Below are 22,457 nucleotides of genomic sequence, written 5' to 3' on the forward strand. Positions count from 1 at the left end.
CTGATTATGAAAAAAATCTTAGACCGGTATGCGGTAATCTCCGTACTCAGCGTTCTGACTTTTTTACTCATCTGGCAGGGCTTTGTTACTGCCGGGATACTATCAGATAAAATTTTGCCTGCGCCGACAAAGGTATTTGCGGCTTTGTTTGATAAACTGAATAATAAAAGCCCGGATGGTTCTCTGCTGCAGACGAATATCCTGGTCAGCTTAAAGGTTGCATGCAGTGGGCTGCTTCTTGCAATTGTGATTGGGGTTCCCTTGGGCTGGCTAATGGGCTGGTATAGGACAGTCAGCCGTTTTGTTCGCCCTATATTTGAGATAATGCGCCCCATCCCCCCAATTGCGTGGATTCCATTGACCATTCTGTGGGTTGGGATTGGCCTTGAGGCCAAAGCGATGATTATATTCTTTGCATCTTTTGTCCCATGTGTAATTAATGCCACAGCGGGAATCAAAAGTACTAATCAGACTTTAATTAATGTAGCAAAAACGTATGGGGCATCAGACTTTACGATATTTCTGAAAATAGGGATCCCCTCTTCTCTGCCCATGACTTTTGCAGGAATACGAATTGCACTTAACTCCGCATGGAGCACATTGGTAGCGGCAGAGCTGCTGGCTGCTAATGCTGGACTTGGCTATATGATTAATATGGGACGGCAGTTTGGGCGAGTTGATATCATTGTATTAGGAATGGTTACAATTGGAATCCTGGGTTTTTCGTTCTCATGGATATTCACAAAGCTGGAGCATATTTTTGTGAAATGGAGGACTGTCTGATGAAAAAAGTTACAGGTTGGAAAAAGAGTTTCGGACATATTTTTTATACGATAGCGCCTGCATTGTCATTGGTTTTGTTATTTCTCTTGTGGGTTCAGATTTCCAGAGGTAATTCGGATCTTGTACCTGGGCCAGATCTGGTAATGAAACGATTTGTTAAAACTTTCGAAAAGCCAATTAATGGATATCTGATCTTTGGGCATATTTTAGCAAGTTTAAAACGTATTTTTTTAGCATTGATATTTTCTCTGGGGATTGGGATTCCGTTCGGTATATTAATCGGATGGAATAAAACCTTTAATGCTATTTTCGGTACTCTGTTTGAATTTATCCGCCCCATTCCGCCGATCGCATGGCTTCCTTTGATTGTTATGTGGTTTGGTATTGGGGAGTTTCCCAAAGTTATCATTGTATTTATTGGGACCTTTACACCGGTGGTAGTCAATACCGCGACCGGGATTCGTTTAGTGGAGCCATTATACCTTGAAGTAGGAAGAATGTTCCATGCGAATGATAGAAAACTGCTTACCGAAATTGCGTTGCCATCGGCTATGCAGTCGATATTTGCAGGCTTTAGAACTGCTACAAGTGGCGGACTAATGGTCGTTCTTGCGGCTGAGATGATAGGGGCTAAGGCAGGACTGGGATTTTTGATTACCAGAGGACAGGATGCCTTTGATGTTCCGCTTATTATGGTTGGCATGATTGTTATCGCCATTGTTGGAACTGTAATTTCTATTTTCACGGATCTTCTTGAAAGGCGGATATGTCCATGGAGCGAGAATATAAAATCAGATTAGATATACAGAATATAAGCAAATGCTTTTCCATGGAAAACGGAAAGAACCATGAGGTTGTGAGGGAACTGTCGCTTACGGTACGGGATAATGAGTTTCTGATCCTGCTGGGACCGGGTCACTGTGGGAAGACTGTCATTTTAAATATGATTGCCGGTCTAATGCAGCCTGATTACGGAAATATTTGTTTAGACGGTAAGAATGTGGTGGGACCAAATCCAGATATGGGAATGGTATTTCAAAAGATTGGGACACTTCCGTGGAAAACCGTTATGGAAAATGTAGAACTGGGACCTAAAATGCGTGGAATACCGAAGCGTGAACGACGGGAAAAGGCTCAGCATTACATTGATCTGGTGGGCCTGCATGGCTTTGAAGAGCATCTGCCAAAGCATTTATCCGGTGGCATGAAGCAGAGAGTCGGAATCGCGAGAGCTTATGCAAATGACCCACAGATATTACTTTTAGATGAACCGTTTGGACAGTTGGATGCACAGACCCGATATAATATGGAAGAAGAAATTGCGCGAATCTGGGAGCAGGAGAAGAGAACTATTTTATTTGTAACAAATAATATTGAGGAGGCATTGATGCTGGGAGACCGGATTATCCTTCTTACGGAGTGTCCAGCAAGAGTGAAGCAGGTGTATCAAGTTGATTTACCGCGCCCCAGAGACATGATGGACTGTAGGTTTTTGCAGATGCGCCGTGAGATTTCAGAAAACACGGATTTGTCAATATAGAAAAAGGGTGCAGTATATGACAGAAAATTATAAAATTGAAGTGAAAGAGCTTACCAAAAACTTCGGAGATTTAAAGGTTTTGGATCATATTTCATTTAAAGTAAAGAAAGGAGAATTTATCTGTGTGGTAGGGCCTACAGGCTGCGGAAAGACAACATTTTTAAATTTACTTACACAGCTTATTGAACCGACATCGGGAGAAATTTTAATTGACGGGAAAACGGCGGATCCAAGGATACATAATATTTCCTTTGCATTTCAGGAACCATCTGCTATTCCCTGGCTTACCGTGGAAGAGAATATCATGTTTGGAATGAAATTAAAAAAGCTCCCTAAAGAGGAAATCTATCGAAGAACAGAAGAAATTCTTTCATTGGTAGGGCTTACCAAGTTCCGGAAACAATATCCTCATCAATTATCTACCAGTAGTGAACAGCGAATCGTAATCGGGCGAAGTTTTGCCCTGTATCCGGATCTGCTCTTGATGGATGAGCCTTATGGACAGATGGATATTAAAATGCGCTATTATCTGGAAGATGAAGTGATCAGGTTATGGAAAAAATTTGAAAGTACGGTTCTTTTTATCACACATAATATTGAAGAAGCGGTCTATCTTGCAGACAGGATTATTATCCTGACCAATAAGCCGGCTGCGATTAAAGAAGAACTGATTGTTGACTTAGCGAGGCCGAGAGACTTTACGGATCCACAATTTGTTGAGTTAAGAAAATATGTGACTGAGCAGATCAGATGGTGGTAAGTGGGAAAGGCATATCAATAAGGAGGACAAAGTAATGAAACTGATGCCATCAATTGCATCAGCCGATCCTTTGGCAGTAGGGGAGGTCTTAAAGAATCTGGAGGCATGGCCTTATCTGCATATAGATATCGAGGATGGAAACTTCGTTCCCAATATTACATTTGGAATGAAGACTGTCAGGGCGATATGTAAAGAAGCAGGGAAAAGGTATATTCAGGTACATTTAATGGTCAGTCATCCAGAATCGTATTTAGACGGTCTTGCCGCCTGCGGAGTGGATTCTGTGATAGCCCACTTGGAAGCGCTTGACTATCCACTTTATTTTCTCAATCACTGCCGTGCCCTTGGGTTGGAGACGGGGCTGGCTGTCAATATAAAAACACCAGTAGAAGCAGTAAATCCTTTTCTGGAAAATATGGATCAGCTGCTCCTCATGACATCGGAGCCTGATTATTTAGAAGAAAAAGTATATGGACCTGCAGTGGAACGCTTAATCCGTTTAGCCGGAACTATTCCGGCAGGAGTAGAATTGTATGCAGATGGAGGCGTGACCAGGGAAACGCTTCAGGAGCTTGAAAGAGCAGGTGTTCATGGGGCAGTCTTAGGCCGTCTGGTATTTCAGAGCCCTGATCCGTTAGAAATGCTTAAGGAACTTAAGGAGGAATAGAATGAATGCAGAAGAGGTATTAAAAGAACTTTGCCTGGCACCGGCTCCATCCGGTTACGAAAAACGAGCTGCAGAGGTATTTTCCAGTAGAATACGCCCGTTTGTTGACCGTATCATGTTAGACCGCATGGGTAATGTGATGGCCACGCTAGACGGTACAGATCCTGAATCACCTTCGGTGATGATGTACGCCCACTTAGATCAACTGGGATTTATTGTAAGAAGGATTGAACCGGATGGCTATATCCAGTTGGACAGATTAGGGGGGATACCGGAAAAGGTGTTGCCTGCACTGCGTTTATGGATACGCACGGTGCATGGTGATTTCATACCTGGTTTGATTGGAAATAAAGCACATCATGCGGCTTCAGCAGAAGAAAAATACAAGGTCGATATGGTGACGAATCTTTATGTCGATATTGGGGCCGCATCAGAGCAGGAGGTAAGGGCGCTGGGAGTGGATGTGGGTTGTCCTGCCATTTATGAACCGTCTTTTCAACCTCTTGCAGGAGATAAAGTAAGTGGTACTGCTTTAGATGACCGTGGCGGGCTGACCGCACTGATTCTTGCCGCCGAGAGTTTATGGGAAGACAGGCCGTCCTCAACTGTGCATTTCGTCGGGACCGTTTGGGAGGAGTTTAATATTCGAGGCGCTGCATTTGCAGCCAGAAGGTTAAAACCGGAGGTGGCTATGGGGCTGGATGTGGTTCTTGCAGGCGATACTCCGGATTTAAAAACGAAATATCAGAATGCACTTGGCAAAGGGCCGACAATTAATTTTTATAATTTTCATGGGAGAGGAACTTTAAATGGGATGATTCCCCATGAAGGTCTGGCCAGACTTGCAGAGGAGTGTGCTTTGAGAGAAAATATCCCCCATCAGCGGTTTGCATCTCTTGGAATTATAACAGAATCAGCCTACGTACAGATGGAAAATGAGGGAGTGGCTTGTCTGGATCTCGGCTACCCGGCCAGATATACTCACTCACCTGTGGAGACGTGCTCCTTAAGCGATATTAAGAATCTTGGCTTGTTGGCAGCAGCCTCCGCAAAGGCGATAACGCCGGAGTTTTCAATAAATCGCTATTCTATTGATTGCTGCAGTGATTCGTGATTAAGTGTATTCATGGCTGATAGGGAGGGGCATATGAAAAAAGGTATCCATTACTGGGCGCTTCCACATACGTTGAATTTAAGGGAGAAGATGGAATTTGCAAAGAGATTGGGATTTGAGGGAATAGAACTTGTAATTGTTGAAAAAGGGGAACTGCAGCTGGATTGCAGTAAAGAAGAATTGATGACGATCCGGCAGGCGGCGAAGGAGACCGGGATAGAAATTATTTCAGTAAGCAGCAGTTTAAACTGGAAATGCTCTTTCACCAGCGATGATGCTCAGATGCGAAAAAAAGCCGGAGAGATGCTGCGAAAACAGCTTTATATAGCAGCTGAGCTTAATTCCGAAGTGGCATTAGCCCTGCCGGGCTTCGTAACAGCAGACTTTATTTCTGACGAAATTCATCCCTCCTTCCGAACTCATGAAGAAGAGGACTATCATCCGGGGCTGGAAATCATTGATTATAATACAGCATATGAACGTTCACTTCAGGCATTTGAGGAGATTGCTCCTATCGCTGAGAGGGTGGGAGTAACGGTGGGAATTGAAAATGTCTGGAACCATTTTTTAATGTCACCGTTAGAAATGCGGCAGTTTATTGATGAGATAGGTTCCAGCTATGTACAGGTGTATTTTGACATTGGCAATGTACAGCCCTCCGGGTATCCGGAACAATGGATCCGGATTCTGGGGTCCCGCATTAAACGGGTTCACATAAAAGATTTTAGAAAAGGCTACTCCTCGGTTCAGGGTTTTGTGAATTTGCTTAGCGGAGACATTGATTTTGTGAAAGTGATGCAGGCCTTGCATGAGATTGGATATAATGGCTGGATTACCGCAGAGGTAAATGAAAAATGGGATTATCCGGAATTTGCTGCAAAAGCAAGTGCACTGGCTTTAGAGCAATTGCTGGAGGAAAGGAGTAACAGCAATGTATGATATAATGAAATTAAAAACAATTGCAAATCAGCTCAGAATAGAAACAATTGAATCTGTATACAGGGCGAAATCCGGTCATATTGGAGGCTGTCTATCTGCTGCCGAAATAATAGCAGTTCTCTATTTTTATAAAATGCGGTTAGATCCAGAACGGCCTGGGTGGGAGGATCGGGATCGCTTTGTACTGAGTAAGGGGCACTCGGCACCGATCTTGTACGCTGCTTTGGCAAAAAAAGGATTTTTTTCCGTGGAAGAGATGAGTCATCTGCGTCAGGCAGACAGCCATCTTCAGGGAGCCCCCAATCCTAAAACGCCGGGAATTGATATGTCATCGGGGCCTTTGGGACAGGGACTGTCGGCTGCAGTAGGTATGGCTCTTGCTGCAAGGACGATGAAAAAAGATTTTTTTGTGTATTGTATGCTGGGAGATGGTGAAATTGAAGAAGGACAGATATGGGAAGCTGCTATGGCTGCTTCAAAGTACCGATTAAATCGTTTGATTACGATTCTTGACCATAATGAGGTGCAGATGAGCGGTACAAATGAAGAGATTATGCCCCTGGGGGATCTAAAAGATAAGTTCGACTCGTTTGGCTGGAAAACCTACGAGATAAACGGTCATTCGATTTCCGAAATTATTGAGATACTGGATCATGTTACACAAGAAAGCCAAGTAGAGAAGAGTGAACCGGATAAACCGGTTATGATTATTGCCAATACGGTTAAGGGAAAAGGAGTTTCTTTTATGGAAGGAAAAGCGGAGTGGCACGGAGCTGTACCGACAGAAGAACAGTACGACGCTGCGTTGGCTGAACTGGGAAAGGGAGGAACTAATTTCAATAACTTACGCACTTAAGGAGGTGAAAATATGATTGCTAACAGAGTTGCTTATGGGAATATGGTACACAAGCTGGCGATGGAGGATGAACGGATTACGGTTGTAGATTCTGACTGCATAAATGTACTAAATTATGGTGAGTTCATTAAGGATTTTCCGGATCGTTTTTTTGAATGTGGGATTGCAGAGCAAAATATGGTATCTATAGCTGCTGGATTGGCGAGCTGCGGTATGATTCCGTTTGTGGCTTCCTTTGCAGTATTTACAAGCATGAGGGCGCTTGATCAGGTAAGAAATATGATTTGTTATAATGGTTATAGCGTAAAAATAGTGGGAACTCATGCAGGGCTCGAAACTGGCTTTGACGGCGCGACACATCAGGCTATCGAAGATATGGCGATTATGCGCGCAATACCAGGGCTTAGAGTTCTGGCTCCGTCCACTCCAAATATGACTGCAAAACTTACGCGTTTGATGGCGGAGACAGACGGGCCATTTTATATGAGATTCGGGCGGGAAATCAATCAGGAATATTATCCGGAGAATATGGAATTTACACTGGGAGGAAGCAGACTACTTCGAGATGGGGACCGTTTGACGGTTATGGCTTGTGGCCGCATGGTGGATTTTGCAGTTCGTGCAGCAGATCAGCTAATAAAAGAGGGGATCAGGGTAAGGGTTGTTGATATGTATTCCATCAAACCGATTGACGGGAAAGCGATAGAGGCTGCGGTGTCAGATACAGCATGTATTCTTACTGTAGAGGATCATAACACGATTGGCGGCCTTGGCGGAGCGGTCAGCGAATACGTTACAGAACATTGTCCGTGCAAAGTTCTAAAGATGGGAATGAGAGATGAGTTTGGACGATCCGGCTCCAGCGCTGATTTATTTGAGATGTATGGCTTGACAGCAGATAGTATTGCTGCCAGGATTCGTGAATTATTGGAGTGAGCAGAAAGTTAATGGAATATGAATGCAAATAGAGAAAAAGCTGTAATCCAGCCAAAGCTCCAGGTTTATGGAATTTGGCTGAATTACAGCTTTTTCTCATATTATCAGGATGATGCAATATTGGTCTCTTTTATGAATGGACGGTCTAAAATTCCAATTCCTTATCAAATACCAGATTACTAATTTCTTTGCATTTCCACTTTGTAATAGAGCCAAAACATTGTTCCGCATAGTCCAGAGGTGCCTGTTTGTTTGAATAGAGAGAGTTGATCAGGACGTATTTCTCTTTTGTTTCTATCAGCAGCAAATACCCTGGCGTCAATTCTACAAGATGGACTTTTACCGGATCGGGATATAGGGGTTCTTTTTCATAAAACTGCTGGTGCTTTATATCCGGCACGGCATACATGTAACGGACTATTTTTAAGGATTTGAACTGTTCATACATGACAAAAAACGCATCCAGCCCCTGCCTCTCATCGTGGTTGGTATGGTCCAATATCATATTTCGCCAGCCGGAGGTCGATTCATAATAGCCGTATTGGCGTGCGGCGTACTCATGAAAAAACCAAAACGGCAGAGGCAGCAAGGTGGCGGTATGATCCTCGATAGACAGCCGGTTAAGAGCCATGGAATACCCGTTTAGGAAGCTGTACAGGGCTGTAATGCTGTGATCCCCGATATACATTGCAGGCCTTATTTTGATTAGATCCAGAATTTCGTAAATTTCATTCATTTGGATATCCTTTCGTGGCGGGAGGGGCCATCTTACAGCCACTCCCCAAACCTCCGAATATAAATTGCTTTAAAAAACTGCGTTGACAGACAGTAGCCTGCAAGAAGGAGTACCAGCCATGGCAGGAATCCAAGCGGCAGGGGAGCCATATCCAGGCCGGAGGCCAGAGCGGAGAATCCAACCAGAACGGCTGCCAGGGCGACGATCGTGGTTGACAGGAGCAGCGGCTTCGCGGCCATGCTCTGTACAAATGGTACTTTCCCGCTGCGTATCATGTGAATGACCAGGACCTGGGATACGGTGCCGAAAACGAACCAGCCGCACTGAAACAGTGGGGCCATAGCCGGCGTATTTGCTTTAATGATCCACCACATGACCGCAAAACAGAGAATGTCGAAGACAGAGCTCAGCGGCCCCATAAAGGCCATGAAGGATTTGATGGACCGGGTTTCCCATTTCCGCGGCTTTTGTAAGTATTCCGGATCTACGTTGTCAAACGGAATCCCCATCTGTGAAAAATCACAAAGCAGGTTTTGGGTCAGTATTTGAACTGGCAGCATGGGAAGGAAGGGGAGGAACAGGGAGGCGACAATCACCGATATCATATTTCCGAAATTGCCGGAAGCCGCCATTTTAATGTATTTGACGATATTCCCAAAGGTCCGCCGACCAGCCACCACGCCTTTCTCCAATACCATCAGGTCTTTCTTCAACAGGATAATATCCGCGGTTTCCTTCGCAATATCTACAGCGGTATCCACGGAAATCCCCACATCCGCCTGGTGAAGCGGCGGCGCATCATTAATTCCGTCACCCATATAACCGACCGTGTGTCCGTTGGCCTGAAGTGCTTTCACTACCCGCTCTTTTTGGGAAGGGGACAGCTTCGCAAAAATACTGCAGCGTTCCACAGACTCTGACAGTGCGGCATCATCCATGGCCTCCACTTCTTTTCCCGTTAGATAGCGGGAAGTCTCCACGCCCACCTTACTGCATACTTTGACCGCAACGCCTTCACTGTCGCCTGTCAGAACAACAGTCCGCACGCCGTGGCTATCCAGGGCGGTGACTGCCGCCTTTGCACTTTCCTTGGGCGGGTCCAGAAAACCTACGAAACCAATCAGTACCAGGTCCCGCTCATCGTCCACGCTCAATTCTCCTCCTGCCACATCATTTTTCTGTGCCACCGCAATCATCCGGAGTCCGTCCCTGTTGTGCTGTTCGTAAACAGCCCGAACCTTCTGTAAAAGTGTTTCATCCAGCTTAAGGATCTGCCCGTTCCATTCTGCGTAGGTGCAGATTGCCAGCATCTCCTCCACGGCTCCCTTGGTTACCAGCTGCTGCTTGCCGTTCCGGTCTTCCAGGAGCACGCTCATCCTGCGCCGGGAGAAATCAAAGGGGATCTCATCCAACCGGGTGTAGCTGTTTAAGATGGCTTCAATGCCGTTTTCATGAGCCCGGTTTATGATGGCCAGATCAAGCAGATTTTTAAGGCCCGTCTGGAAATAGCTGTTGAGAAATGCGTGACGCAGGGTCCGGTTATCGTTATCCCCCACTACGTTCATGTATTTTTCCAGAATAATTCTGTCTTCCGTTAAGGTGCCGGTTTTGTCGGTGCAGAGTACATCCATTTCGCCAAAGGTCTGTATGGCTCCCAGGGTTTTGACGATAACCTGATGCTTTGACATGAGAACAGCCCCTTTTGCCAGCGTGGAGGTCATGATGACCGGCAGCATCTCCGGGGTCAGGCCTACGGCGATCGTGATGGAGAACAGAAGCGCGTCGCCCCAATCCCCCTTTGTGAAGCCGTTAATGAGCAGTACGACTGGCACCATGACCAGCATGAGCCGGATTAAAAGGCTGCTGACAGAATCAACGCCCCGTTCAAAGCTGTTTTTTGCCCGGTCTCCGGACAGGGATTTCGCCATGGAGCCAAAATAGGTTTCGTTGTTTGTGGCAAGGACGATGCCGGTTGCACTGCCGCTTACCATGTTGGTACCCATAAAACCGATGTTTTGAAGGTCGGTCAGCGCGTCTTCCCTGTCTGAACGGATATCCGCGTATTTTTCTACCGGATTCGATTCCCCGGTAAGGGAGCCTTGAGCGACAAATGCATCTTTCGTGAAAACAAAGCGGATATCGGCCGGAATCATATCGCCGGCGGAAAGCCGTACCATATCTCCGGGAACGACGTCTTCGATGGGAATTTCCGTCTGCACGCCATCACGCAGGACGTCGGCCTTGTTGGAAATCATCTTCGAAAGCTTTTCCGCCGCCGAGTTGGAGCGTTCTCCCTGGATAAATGCGACCAGACTGGAGACGATTACCAAAAACAGGATAATGCATACCGTAACGTAATCCGGGTGCTGGGAGTAAATGACATCTGTAAACAGTGTGATAACGGCGATGATAAGCAGTACAATATTGAAGGGATTGACAACCGCGTTTACCAGACGGTGAAGCGTGGTATTGCTCTGACCGGTTGTAATGATATTCTTTCCATACTCCTCCTGAAGCTGCTCCGCCTGCTTTGCAGTGAGCCCCGAGCCGGAGACGGAAAAATGGTCAAACAAGTCTTTTAAATCAAGAAATGCAAAGTTACGAAGAAGTTTTTCGCTTTCATTTTGTTTCTGCTGAATCTGAGCGTTTCTTTTTCTGAATCTGAAAATGTTCTGATTGAGTTTCATTGGGAATTACTCCTTTCCATAATAGAGTTCCCATAAAACAACATAGAATCCGGCCAGCCGGATTCCCGCGCCGGAACGCGGCCGTGCCAGCGGCCATATTTCCCTAACGTGGAGCGCGCACCCTGCCCGGAAGGCTTTTCCTGTTACACAAAAAAAACCACCCCGAAAGGCGGCGCAAAAGAAACGACAGTTCCATCTATTCCTATAAAAGCACAATAGACGGCCGGTCGTATCCCATGGTACCTACGCGGTTCATGTTGTGATATGAGATTTTGAAGACGTTTTTACGACTTCGAGGGTTGCCGTCCATTGTTTCACCTCCTTGTAACATAGACTGGACATTTTGAAGTGACTACGCCCATCATAGCATTCATGGCGTGATGTGTCAACCGAGTGTCAGGATAAAATATCCGATAAGAAAAATGATGCCAAACATCCGTTCTTGCGTTATAATGATCTTTAGGTAATGCAGGAGGAAGATAACTATGGATATCAATGATCTGATTATTTACAGAAGAACCATGCCGGAGCGGAGTGCCCGTTATGCCGGCTTCCCGGCGGAGCTTCCGGAGGAACTGCGGGAATATCTGCAGAAAAACGGGGTGAGAGGGCTTTATATCCATCAGGCGGAGATGTTTTTAAGGTCGTTGAAACGGGAGAACGTGGTGATTACCACATCTACGGCCAGCGGAAAGACGCTGGGCTTTCTGCTTCCTGTTATCGAGGAGATTTTAAGGAATCCGCTGGCGCGGGCGGTCTTCATCTATCCGACGAAGGCGCTGGCCAGTGATCAGTACCGCGCGATCCAGCCATTCATTGAATATTTCGGAAAGAGCCGCATTTCGGCGGGAGTTTACGACGGCGACACACCCGCGGGCGAGAGGAGCCGGATCAGGAAAGAAGCGAATATTATTCTGACAAACCCGGAGATGGTGAATGGTGCATTTTTGCCGAATCACAGTAAATTCGGATTCGATTTTATTTTTACGAATCTGAAGTTTGTCATCATTGATGAGCTTCACACCTATAGAGGCGTGTTTGGGTCCCATCTGGCCAATGTATTCCGCCGGCTTCACAGGGTGTGCCGCTACTACGGTTCATCACCGGTCTTTCTGTGCAGTTCGGCCACCATTGCCAATCCCGTCGAACTGGCGGAGGAGATCTGCGGAAGAAAATTCGTGCGGATCGAGCGGGAGGGCTCTCCTGCGGCAGAGCGAACCTACCTTCTGATAAAGCCTCCGAAGATTCTGGGGCACGATAAAAAGTACTATGGACAGGTGCAGGCCACGGCGGTGGCGGCGGAGCTGATCCCGGAGCTGGTGGAACAGAGAAAGAATTTTATCGCATTTGCCCGCTCCCGAAGAAATGTGGAGGTAATTCTAAAGGAGGCGAGGGACCGTCTTGAAGCGGAAAGTCCGGCCAGTGCGTCCCAGGCAGATAAAATATCCGGTTACCGGGGCGGTTACACGCCTGCGGAGCGTAAGGAGATCGAGCACAAGATGGTGACAGGAGCGCTGTGCGGGCTGGTGTCAACCAATGCGCTGGAGCTTGGTATCGATATTGGTAAGATTGATGCCACTGTGCTGGCCGGATATCCGGGAACGAGGGCATCCTTCTGGCAGCAGACGGGCCGGGCCGGAAGAAGCGGCCGGGCGTGCACCAATTATCTGATTCTTGACAGCCAGCCTTTCGATCAGTACATCGGAACGAACCCGGGATGGCTGTTCGAAAACAGCAGTGAGAGCGCCGTCGTAGACAAGAACAACCTTTTAATTGAACTTTCCCACATCAGGGCGGCTGCGGCGGAGATTCCCCTGACGTTGGATGATGCCTCTGTCTTTCCGGATCTGGGCGAGACGATTCCGGTCCTGATGCGGGCAAAGGAGCTGACCGGACAGAATGGCAAATTCGTGTGGTCGGGCGGTTCCTTCCCGGCCGGAGATTACAGCCTGCGCAATATTGACCCCAACCGGTACAAGCTGCTCTTAAAGGACAGCGGAAAAGAGATTACGGAGATGGACGAGATGCAGGCGTTCCGCGAGATTCACCCCGGAGCCGTCTATTTACACGGTGGCGTTCAGTACCAGGTGGTGACGCTGGATCTGGAGACAAGGACAGCCCGTGCCGTGCCGTTTAATGGAAATTACTATACGACGCCCATGGGGAATACGGATATCACGATCATTCACGGCAGAAAAGAGAAGCCATGGAAACGAATAGATGCGGTGTTCGGCGATGTGAATGTCAACGCGCAGGTTTCCCTGTACCGCAAGCTTCAGTTTCATAATCATCAGAATCTGGGCTATGAACAGATTAACCCTTCGTTATCCAGAGAATTTGAAACGGAGAGCGTCTGGCTGAAGCTCCCGGGTAATGTGGTAGCGGCCTACCGCCGTCTGCTGCAGGAGAGTCCAAACGGGCAGATGATCCGAAACAATCATTTTGAGGGGCTGTGCTGCGCCATTCGAAACGCAGCGCGCCTGGTAACGATGACGGAGCAGGAGGACATCGGCACGACTGTCAGCACTAACGCCGTTTATGCAGAAAAAAGCGTTGAGGAGTCCGTATATCTCTTTCTCTACGATCAGTATACCGGAGGTCTTGGATATGCCGAGAAAGCGTACGAGCTGATTCCGGAGATTATAGAAAATGGTATCGCCATGGTGAGCGGCTGTCCCTGCGAGGACGGCTGCGCCGCCTGTGTCGGTGACTACCATCTCGATAAAAGTATGGTTCTGTGGGGGCTTAGGAATATGCTGGAGGAGTCAGAAGTGCCGAAACATGTGAAAATGGCGCCGTACGGCCCATCGACATTTATACAGAAGCCATTTCGGTTTGACGAGCTGGAAGCGCAGTGGAAGGCATTTACCGCCATGCTGCTGAAAAACGGGGAGCCGTTTGCCTCCTTCTTAAATACGGTGAATGCGGTCAGGACGGAGGGGAGGAGACTCGCTCTGATTACGGATCAGCCATTTTACCGGGAGTGGATCATGGAGGAGACAAACCGAAAGGCCCTTAATAATCTGATTTCCTATTATACGGACGTACCGAAAGGATTTGAACTGGAGGTGGAGGTTCGGAAAAGAGAGGAAAACAGAGAGAACCGGGACGATGGCTGTGGTGAAAACGGCGGGGACAGAAGCGGAGACAACAGAAGCAGAGACAACAGCGGAGACAACAGCGATATGCGGAAAAAGCTTGAACAGAGGTTTAATAAGCTTAAGAAAAAGGAGAATTAGGTGGACTGGGAAAGAGAATGGGAGAGGCTGAACCCCTATCAGAGGGAAGCGGTCACCGATGAAAATAAAGCCTGCCTCGTGAGTGCGAATGTGGGGAGCGGAAAAACGACGGTGCTGACTGCGAAGATTCTCTATCTTCATGAGGTGAAGCATGTGAGTTACCGGGATATGGTGGTGCTTACATTCACAAACAAGGCGGCTTCTGAAATACGGGAGCGCCTTGTTCGTGCGGACCTGTCAGTAACGCCGGAGGAGACGGAAAACTTCGGGACGTTTCATGGCGTGGCTCTGGGACTCCTGAAAAAAAGACTCCCGGTGGAGACACTGGGATATACGAAGGACTTCATGGTGATGGAGCCGGATGAGGAACTGGAGCTGGCCCATGCGCTGATAGCGGAGAAAAAGCTGAAGATAAAGTACAAGAACCGGCTGAGAAAGCGGCTGGCGGCAGCGGAGCGCGTATCGGCAGCGGGCGATTCCGGAGTGGCCGGCAGACAGGATGATCTGGAAATCCTGGCAGGGCTTCTCACGGAGGAAAAACTTAGGCGAAATAAGATGACATTTTCGGATCTGATGAAAAATGCCTGCCTCCTGATAGCGAAAGAGGAAGGCGAGGAAGAGAGATCTGCGGATATTCAATGGGTGATTGTTGACGAAGTACAGGACTGCGATGGAAAACAGCTGGAATTTATTGATTGCTTTATGGCAAAGGGAGCGAAGCTGTTTGCGGTTGGAGATCCCAATCAGGTGATCTACAGCTGGCGTGGGAGCGCGTTTCATTTGTTTTATACTTTGAAGACGCGGTATCAGGCGGCAGAGCTTTCGCTCCCGGTCAATTACCGGTCCTGCAACGAGATTCTGGAGGCAGCCCGGTGTTTTCAGCAGAATGGCGGGGCTTTGGAAGGGATAAGAGGAAGCGGGGAAAAGATTGTGGTGAAGAACCACTACGACTCCTTTCAGGAAGCGTGTTATCTGACTGACCGGATCCGTGAACTGCAGAAACAGGGGATTCCTTTTGACGAGATCGCCATATTTTACCGCTTGCAGAGCCAGTCTAAGGTGCTGGAGGATGTATTTTCAAAGAATGGAATTCCATTTGAGGTGGCCGTAAAGACGGGGATTCATGAAATTCCGGTGCTGGAATGGCTCCTGCGGCTTCTGCGATTCCTGGCGGACCCGGCCGACCGCGCTGCTGCGGTTTTCGTTCTGAGCAGCCGGGAATACGGCGTGGGAATTTCTGCGAAGAAGGCGGAAAAACTGGCAGAGGAAGGCTGCGCGGGAGTATGCGGCCGAAAGGAAGCTTCTGAGAGTGGATCAGAAAAAGCTGCGGTGCCCGGACTTTTCGAAAAAATGGTTTCGTTTGACCGAAATGGCGCTGAGATAAAGAATACGAATGCATTTTATGAGTATTTTGATCTGGATTGTTCACTGAAACCCAATGCAGCGTCTTATGAGGACGATAAGGTAAATGTCTGGCATTTTCTGGACCGCATGTTTGCATTTATGAATGCAAAAGACCTTAAGCTTCCGGAAGGGCTTCGGGAATTCTTGAACTCAGCGGCGCTGTATGGAACTTCTCGGGAACTGCTTCCTGAGGCGGACGGCGCCGGGGAGGCCCGCGTGAAAATGATGACACTCCATGCCTCAAAGGGACTGGAGTTTTCCCATGTTTTTATCATTGGTGTGAATTATGGCCTGATTCCATTGCGGACGAAAGGGATAGACGGGGAAGATGAGGAGAGGCGGCTGTTTTTCGTGGGAATTACACGGGCCAGAAATTATCTGGAGCTTTCCTGGTATACAAATCCCGACATCTTCGGTGTGATGGCCGGGGAAAGCCGTTATATCCGGATGATTCCGTCAGAACTGGTGCAGGGACAGGAGCCGGAGAGGCGGACGGGAACTGCCAACCTGCAGGAGCTGCGGAGACAGGTACAGATGGCGAAGGAAAACGGGGAGAAGTTGGAAGAAAAGGATGTGGAGAAAGCAGATGGGATGAAGGAAATGGAGGAGAAAACGCCAAACATTGAATCTGTATCTGCCGAAATACTGGTTCGCCACGAAACATACGGATGCGGCAATGTTGTTGAAGAAGATGACACGATGATTACCGTAGAATTTGAAGGATACGGAAGAAAAGAATTTATCAAGGCATTTAGCTGCCTGGAAATATTAAATGGACAATAAGGGAGGAATTTTTATGAACTATTATGCTGGAATGGACATAGGCGGGACGAATGGAAGATTAAAACTGAAAGACGGAGACGGGAATATCCTCGGGGAATTCACCGGGCCAGGCTGCAGTATCAATACGGACGGATACGATAAAAGCCGGAGCCGCTGCCGGGAACTGGTGCTTCCGGCACTGAAGGAGCTGGAACTGAATCCATCCGATTGTATGGGGATTTGTGTGGCGGCAAGCGGAATTGATTCACCGGGATATGAGAAGATGTGCCGGGATATCTTCGAGGAAATGGGATTTAAGTCCGATTGTATCCGGGCAGTCAATGACTGTGAGGTCTTTCTGTATTTGAAGGAGGGGCCGTCGATGGTAGTGGTATCCGGTACCGGTTCCATCTGCTATGGAATCGATGCGAAGGGCACTATATACAGGACCGGGGGCTGGAATCATATCTTAAGTGATGAGGGCAGCGCATTTTATCTGGGTATGCAGACTATGAGACTTGCAGCAGAGGATCTGGACGAGAGGACCAAATGCCCGTATCTAACCCGGATGTTTATGGAAAAGAGCGGCCTGGATACGCTGGAAAAGATTGATTTGTTCGTGAATGAGCATTTGTTTGATAAGTCGGAAATCGCCTGCTTTTCCATGATTGCCTGTGAGGCCGCCAAACAGGGAGATCCACAGGCGGAAGGAATCCTTAAGGACTGTGCGGAGAAAATATGGAAACTCATTGAAGATACTGCCCGTAAGGCCGGCTGGACCAGACAGAGCCAGGAATCCTTTGCGAGCGGGATGGAAAAACCTCATCTGTGGCTGTGGGGCAGTGTTCTGGTTAAAAATGAGATAATCAGAGATGAAGTGGTAAAAAGGGTGAGACAGGTCATGCCGGAAATCGCTGTCGCTGTCCCGGAGACGAGTGCGCTTGATCTGGCTTTGATGCTTGCGGGAAAGATCAGATAAAAGAGCTTATCTGCTTATTTAACAAAATCAACGAGAATTCTCCCAGCCTCTACAGGTGGGAGATGAATCGCAAAAACAAACTTAGCGTCAGTGGCGGGCAGATATCCCCCACTGACATGAGGTCAAAACAATCCGGGCAACCGGATAAAATGGTAGCATAGCTACTATGTCATTCTGAGTTTTGTATTCTGGACTCAGAATGTGGATTGAAATAACAAATTAACTTGGAAAGAGATTTACATATACGGCAGACAAAATGGTTCCTGGTGCGATGACCACGAACCATTCCGTCTACTGTATGTGTTCTGACTTTCATTTGCCTGAATTTTTAATAATATATAATTATGTGTAATATAATCATATTGATTATATGTTATATATTTTATTATGTATCAGCATAAAAAGTCGACAAATATAGATTGTGAATCTAATATTCTTGAATATCTGGAATTTGAAAGTCATCAGGATCACCATATTTTGTAATATTCAATATATTAATTTCTTTTATTTCATTATCTAAAGCCACTTTTTTCTGCGCCTCTTCTAAGGAATACCCGTTAACAGATATATAATTAATAGTATCGCGCATTCGATTAAGATCTGTTAGATCTGTTTCAATTTTAGTAAGAACTTTGTTTTCTTTGTCCACATAATATTTTTGTGTTACTGTGGCTGATAATTTTTGAAAGGAACTATTTTTGGAAGAAAGCAAAACGGTGTATTCTCCTATATAAACATCTACATGATCCGTAGAAAAAGTTTCGTCCGGAATTTTTGAAAAAGTAATAGACTCTGCGTAACCATAAGGATAATTGCGTGTTGTAAGCTGTTTTGTCCAGCCATCATCCGTTGAAATATACGTAGTTACTGCTTTATCAGATCCTTGAAAATAAATTTCATTAAGCTGTTTATTTGCTGTACGATTAAAGTTATCGTAAGAAATGACTTTTTTGTGCTCTTTATATGGTTTTTGGAATACTTCACCCTCGTATACCACGCGCAGAATAAGTGAACCATCATCTGCATACTTTTCTGTGGTTTCTTCATAAGAATAGTCTGTTATATAAAAATCTGATACTATTTTTTCTATTTCACTTTTATCCCTCTTATAATTGCAGCCACAAAAAACGACGGATATCAGTAATATTACAATGATTAATTTTTTATTCATAATATAATCCGTTCTTTGCGCGGGGAAACTGTCTTAAGACAGTTTCCCCGCTATTAGTGGTTTAAACGAAAGCATTAATTAAATACCACAAAAAGGAGTCCCATCCCTTGGCGGGCTGACATATTCCTTTTGCGCGATCGTGACCAACGGCTACCCCAATATCATATAAAATACCGCTGCCATCTAAATTTATAGAATTATTTTCATAAGCTATATAAGCATTGCCTGAATCATCTTCGTTAGCTTTAAAATGCTTACAAGCGGTATTAATGTAAAAATCGCCGGTGCCAATCTCATAACTTTCAATAGCATCATATCCCAGTAGGTTGATACCATAGGTTACAGTTATATTTTGAAACCATTGACCAATTCCTACCATTTTGTTTTATCGTGCCTCTAACATAAAAGTTGTATTTTTCCTTGTTGAAGGTCAATACTCAGTGAACAATGTTGCCGAGCCAGTTGAGCATCGTTGAATGCTAGTATGAATGAACATGAAGTATATGCACCTGTTGCGGTAATCAAACAATCATTAGCTGGAATGCTCTTTTTTATTATTACATTATTCCTTAATTGTAATCATCCCTGAAACATGGACTTCAGAAGAGGATTTTCCTTCAAGATATAGTGTATAGTCTCCTGTTTCCTTAATTGTAAATGTATGATTTACAGTACCATTCGAGGAACTAACATAAGTTGATTTTAAACCTTGTGCGATGCCACAACGGAAGGAATCTGATGTGTTATCTGCCCCTATGACAAATTTGACAGTTGTGCCTTTAGACAAGGTGAGTGTATTAAAGGTAACTCTTCCAGTCTCTGGAAGTGTTAGATCGATTGGATTTGTTCCTCGGGGGGTTATACCGCTTATGGTGTTTACTGCAGCAGGAGTAACCGTCTCAGTATGTTCCATAAAACTATTGATGGGAATCTGTGCTTCTTGTTCGCTTTGGTTTATCAAAAGTTCATTGATAAATATATCCTGTGCATATGCTGTAGTTGATACAGCAGCAAAAACTGAAAATGGACAAGCAAATACAAACAGGGTGATCATAAGCAGTATTGCACTTTTTTTACTATGTGTATTTTCATGCATGATATAATAAAGCCTCCTTTTAGTAAAATTCATCTGTTTATCGGTCATACCGACGGAAACAGAGGTTTCTTTATTGGTATTTATCATATTTACAATTATTTCGGCATATCTCAATCTTTTCTCTTTCCGACAGCCATCCAAGACTATTTCATCACACGCAATCTCTGCATAATTACTAAAACTGATTGAAAAGAAATAAATAATTGGATTAAACCAATGAAGACCACTAATAAAAGCCATAACGCTTTTGTATAATACATCGCGGCTTTTATAATGCCATAATTCATGAGCGAGTATAAGATCAAGGACTTCCAAGTCAAATGTTTTGTCGGGGAGAAAAATAGTAGGTCCAAAAAATCCTACTATAAATGGTGAGGTAATAACATCGGATTGATAAATAGATACGTGATTCTTAATTTTGTATCTATCAGAAATACTTTTACATAGATTATATACATCGAGACTAATACATTCATTACTTACAGACCTCAGATGATGCATAAGCAATAATTCTTGAAATAAAGCAGCCGCATAGCAAATAATAAAGCCAGCTAACCATATACATAAAAGAATAATAAAGATTGCAGAATTTTGCAGATGCCGCCCGAAAGTATCTGTGTTACTGTGAAAAAAGGCTTTGCTTAAGTCAGCACCATTTATAAAATTAGATGTCGTTGATAAAAAACGCTCCCATGCCAGTAAAGCTATTAAGATAGAGGGAAAAAGAAAAAATATCATGGCGATCTTCATCATTGAATAGAACCATCGCGACTTTATGTAATTTTTAAAAAATAGATGCATAATTAAAACCATAGCATACAAAATACTTCCGGCCAAAGATAAACTAATGATAAGCAGTAGAATATCACTCGCCATCATTCTTCAGATCCTCTAAAAAATCCTCAATCTTTTTCTTTTGCTCCTCAGTAGCTTTGTTTTTACCACAAAAAGCAGCTATGAGATTTTCCAGGGAGTCAATACCAACTATATTAATTTTTTGTTTAATAAGTGCCTGGTTATACTCGATTTTGCTTACTTTTGCAGTATAAATGTGATGCCGTCCTTCTTGCCTTTGCACTACATAGCCTTTTTCAGAAATGTTAAATAGGATAGTACTTTTCGTACTTTGAGACTGAGTAAAATAGGAGTAAATTTCGTTACTGCTGATCCCTTCCGGATGCTGCCATATTACTTCCATATACTCTAGTTCTTTGGCAGATAGTTTTTTCATTCCACCTAAGTATTGTAATGTTAATTCTGCTTTGCGTGTTCGTTCCATGGAATCCTTCTTTTTACATGATATATTTATTAAAAGTATACTTATATAAATATATTATCATAATCGTAAAAAATGTCAATACTGTAGAGGTTGTATTTTGATTTAAATTTAATTACAAAAATTATTTCCAGTATGGGCTGGTATGGGGGCGGTCTTTAATTATTGCATCTTCCCAACTGCGGAAATAAAACCTCTCATTTTATAGTCGACCCCAAAATCTTTTACAGGCAGAGTTATCTAGATAAAAATCGGTTCCCTGCAGCAGTTTTGCAGGAAACCGATTTTATGGTACTAACGAAAGACATTGAAAATGTGGTTCGCGATCATCAATATATCATTTGTATTCTCATACGTGCTCCGGATCCAGAGAAGGCGTGTAGACCTCCCGGCTCCCATTCATCTCTATAAGCACAGAGTGAGCCGGGATTTCAATATTCTCATACTGATAAGAGGAATCACCGAAATTAGCAACCGCAACCGCGGCCGCCTCCCCGCCGCCTCCGAATACGGTTTTCTGCACGCTGCCGTCCTCGCTCTCATATTCAAAACCGGTCATTTCCCGGGTGACAGCCGTTTTGCTGAAGTCCGACCAGACGGTTTGGTGGCGGAGAATGTCTTCTTTATACTTTGACCATTCCACCGCATCGAGATGATAGAGCGGAGGGACGTTGTAAAGGATTTCCCGTATCATACGGTCTGCAGTCGCGCCCTTGATTTTGAAGGTCGACCAGTCCCAGTGGTAGCTTGTGATGACAGAATCATTGTAGACGAGCTTGAATAGCGGAATATCGTATTTCGGGTCCACAAAGGTGGTATGGTACTGTTCTTTTACCGGAATCCGTTTGGAGAAATGTTCCGCGACGCCACCGTTAGGATTGTAGTACTTTCCGATATAATAGTCGCTGTCCTGATTCTTTTTCATGTCCTCATCCATCCAGGCAAATGTCTTCAGTTCTATTCCATGGGCGTATGCGATATCAGAGGCTGCGAAATCATTGCCGCCCTCCGAGCCGATGACGAGATGGTACTGGTCTCTGATGTAAGACATACGTTCCAGTCTGGCGGCAAGATCTTCCTCCTGTGTGGTGATGTGAGAAGGTGTGTAATCGTCATAGATCTCTCCGGTTGCGTCACAGTCGATAAACCAGGAGTTAAACGGGAGCTGGCTGGACATGATGCCCTCCATACGATTTTTGACGGCAGGAAGCGACAGGGTGGGATTTAATTTGCGGCCAACGTTCTGAAAGCCGCTTTCCGGTTTGCCGTTCTGATCCGTTATGACTGCGTTTTCATACAGGGATGGATCGTCAAACTGAGCGGTAATCCACTGCTCTCTGCCGGGCTCGTGAATCGAATGGTAGGAGTCGTAGCTGGCGATAAGATAATCCTGGCTGACCGCAGTTTCGACCAGCTCCGGTTTTCCATACGCCTGTTCCCAGCTGTTAAGGCCGATCCAGGCGTGTTCGATTCCGCCTTCCTTCATTTCCTGAAGCAGAGCCTCCATATCCG

19 protein-coding genes are annotated in these 22,457 nt (G+C 45.5%); 12 read left to right on the plus strand and 7 right to left on the minus strand.

What is annotated here, in order from left to right; all coding sequences use genetic code 11:
- Positions 1–6 precede the first annotated feature (6 nt).
- The 9 genes from ACLTD4_RS11600 to ACLTD4_RS11640 are packed head-to-tail and all read left to right on the plus strand — an operon-like array spanning position 7 to position 7,595.
- Positions 7–783: an ABC transporter permease gene (locus ACLTD4_RS11600; protein WP_055659294.1), complete on the plus strand. Its 777-nt coding sequence runs from the start codon at positions 7–9 to the stop codon at positions 781–783.
- The gene (locus ACLTD4_RS11605; RefSeq protein ID WP_055659293.1) at positions 783–1,583 is read left to right on the plus strand and encodes an ABC transporter permease; all 801 of its coding nucleotides are present in this window, start codon (positions 783–785) and stop codon (positions 1,581–1,583) included. Before ACLTD4_RS11600 ends, ACLTD4_RS11605 begins: the two co-directional genes overlap by 1 nt.
- A complete protein-coding gene (locus tag ACLTD4_RS11610) occupies positions 1,556–2,323 on the plus strand; it encodes an ABC transporter ATP-binding protein (protein ID WP_117623199.1) in 768 nt (255 codons plus the stop codon). The genes ACLTD4_RS11605 and ACLTD4_RS11610 overlap by 28 nt, the downstream gene beginning before the upstream one ends.
- A 16-nt stretch (positions 2,324–2,339) precedes the next feature.
- Positions 2,340–3,083 carry an ABC transporter ATP-binding protein gene (locus tag ACLTD4_RS11615; protein WP_055659290.1) on the plus strand — a complete coding sequence of 248 codons (744 nt, stop codon included), beginning with the start codon at positions 2,340–2,342 and terminating at the stop codon, positions 3,081–3,083.
- 34 nt (positions 3,084–3,117) lie between these two features.
- A complete protein-coding gene (locus ACLTD4_RS11620; protein ID WP_117623200.1) occupies positions 3,118–3,750 on the plus strand; it encodes a ribulose-phosphate 3-epimerase in 633 nt (210 codons plus the stop codon).
- A 1-nt stretch (position 3,751) separates the two neighbouring features.
- Complete coding sequence (locus ACLTD4_RS11625; RefSeq protein WP_055659286.1) at positions 3,752–4,864, plus strand: M42 family metallopeptidase; 1,113 nt, start codon at positions 3,752–3,754, stop codon at positions 4,862–4,864.
- A gap of 33 nt (positions 4,865–4,897) precedes the next feature.
- Positions 4,898–5,803, plus strand: a complete 906-nt coding sequence (locus tag ACLTD4_RS11630) for a sugar phosphate isomerase/epimerase family protein (protein ID WP_181988663.1) — start codon at positions 4,898–4,900, stop codon at positions 5,801–5,803.
- Positions 5,796–6,659, plus strand: a complete 864-nt coding sequence (locus ACLTD4_RS11635) for a transketolase (protein WP_055659283.1) — start codon at positions 5,796–5,798, stop codon at positions 6,657–6,659. The genes ACLTD4_RS11630 and ACLTD4_RS11635 overlap by 8 nt, the downstream gene beginning before the upstream one ends.
- A 12-nt stretch (positions 6,660–6,671) precedes the next feature.
- Entirely contained in the window at positions 6,672–7,595 is a 924-nt protein-coding gene (locus ACLTD4_RS11640; protein ID WP_117623202.1) for a transketolase family protein, read from the plus strand.
- Between the two features lie 145 nt (positions 7,596–7,740).
- Here the strand turns inward: ACLTD4_RS11640 and ACLTD4_RS11645 are convergent, their stop codons facing one another.
- Together ACLTD4_RS11645 and mgtA are read right to left on the minus strand one after the other, a co-directional pair.
- The gene (locus ACLTD4_RS11645; protein WP_117623203.1) at positions 7,741–8,331 is read right to left on the minus strand and encodes a hypothetical protein; all 591 of its coding nucleotides are present in this window, start codon (positions 8,329–8,331) and stop codon (positions 7,741–7,743) included.
- Positions 8,332–8,363: 32 nt separating this feature from the next.
- Entirely contained in the window at positions 8,364–11,018 is a 2,655-nt protein-coding gene (gene mgtA, locus ACLTD4_RS11650; RefSeq protein WP_117623204.1) for a magnesium-translocating P-type ATPase, read from the minus strand.
- A 485-nt stretch (positions 11,019–11,503) separates the two neighbouring features.
- Here mgtA and ACLTD4_RS11655 point away from each other — a divergent pair, with 485 nt between their 5' ends.
- Genes ACLTD4_RS11655 through ACLTD4_RS11665 form a run of 3 tightly spaced genes read left to right on the plus strand, consistent with a single transcriptional unit; the run spans position 11,504 to position 17,402 of the window.
- Positions 11,504–14,257 carry a DEAD/DEAH box helicase gene (locus ACLTD4_RS11655; RefSeq protein WP_117623205.1) on the plus strand — a complete coding sequence of 918 codons (2,754 nt, stop codon included), beginning with the start codon at positions 11,504–11,506 and terminating at the stop codon, positions 14,255–14,257.
- Entirely contained in the window at positions 14,258–16,444 is a 2,187-nt protein-coding gene (locus ACLTD4_RS11660) for an ATP-dependent helicase (protein ID WP_117623206.1), read from the plus strand.
- A 13-nt stretch (positions 16,445–16,457) separates the two neighbouring features.
- Entirely contained in the window at positions 16,458–17,402 is a 945-nt protein-coding gene (locus tag ACLTD4_RS11665) for an N-acetylglucosamine kinase (RefSeq protein ID WP_117623224.1), read from the plus strand.
- A 427-nt stretch (positions 17,403–17,829) separates the two neighbouring features.
- On the opposite strand, the gene ACLTD4_RS11670 is transcribed toward ACLTD4_RS11665, so the two are convergent.
- From ACLTD4_RS11670 to ACLTD4_RS11690, 5 genes are all read right to left on the minus strand, one after another.
- A complete protein-coding gene (locus tag ACLTD4_RS11670; RefSeq protein ID WP_117623207.1) occupies positions 17,830–18,573 on the minus strand; it encodes a hypothetical protein in 744 nt (247 codons plus the stop codon).
- A 61-nt stretch (positions 18,574–18,634) separates the two neighbouring features.
- Positions 18,635–18,952 carry a hypothetical protein gene (locus ACLTD4_RS11675; RefSeq protein ID WP_117623208.1) on the minus strand — a complete coding sequence of 106 codons (318 nt, stop codon included), beginning with the start codon at positions 18,950–18,952 and terminating at the stop codon, positions 18,635–18,637.
- A 183-nt stretch (positions 18,953–19,135) separates the two neighbouring features.
- Positions 19,136–20,548, minus strand: coding sequence for a M56 family metallopeptidase (locus ACLTD4_RS11680; RefSeq protein WP_412331320.1), 1,413 nt, complete (start codon positions 20,546–20,548; stop codon positions 19,136–19,138).
- The gene (locus ACLTD4_RS11685) at positions 20,535–20,948 is read right to left on the minus strand and encodes a BlaI/MecI/CopY family transcriptional regulator (protein WP_117623210.1); all 414 of its coding nucleotides are present in this window, start codon (positions 20,946–20,948) and stop codon (positions 20,535–20,537) included. The genes ACLTD4_RS11680 and ACLTD4_RS11685 overlap by 14 nt, the downstream gene beginning before the upstream one ends.
- 346 nt (positions 20,949–21,294) lie before the next feature.
- The coding region (locus tag ACLTD4_RS11690; protein ID WP_412331321.1) for a glycoside hydrolase at positions 21,295–22,457 on the minus strand (1,163 nt) is incomplete at its 5' end.

This window comes from Hungatella sp. (assembly GCF_046966825.1).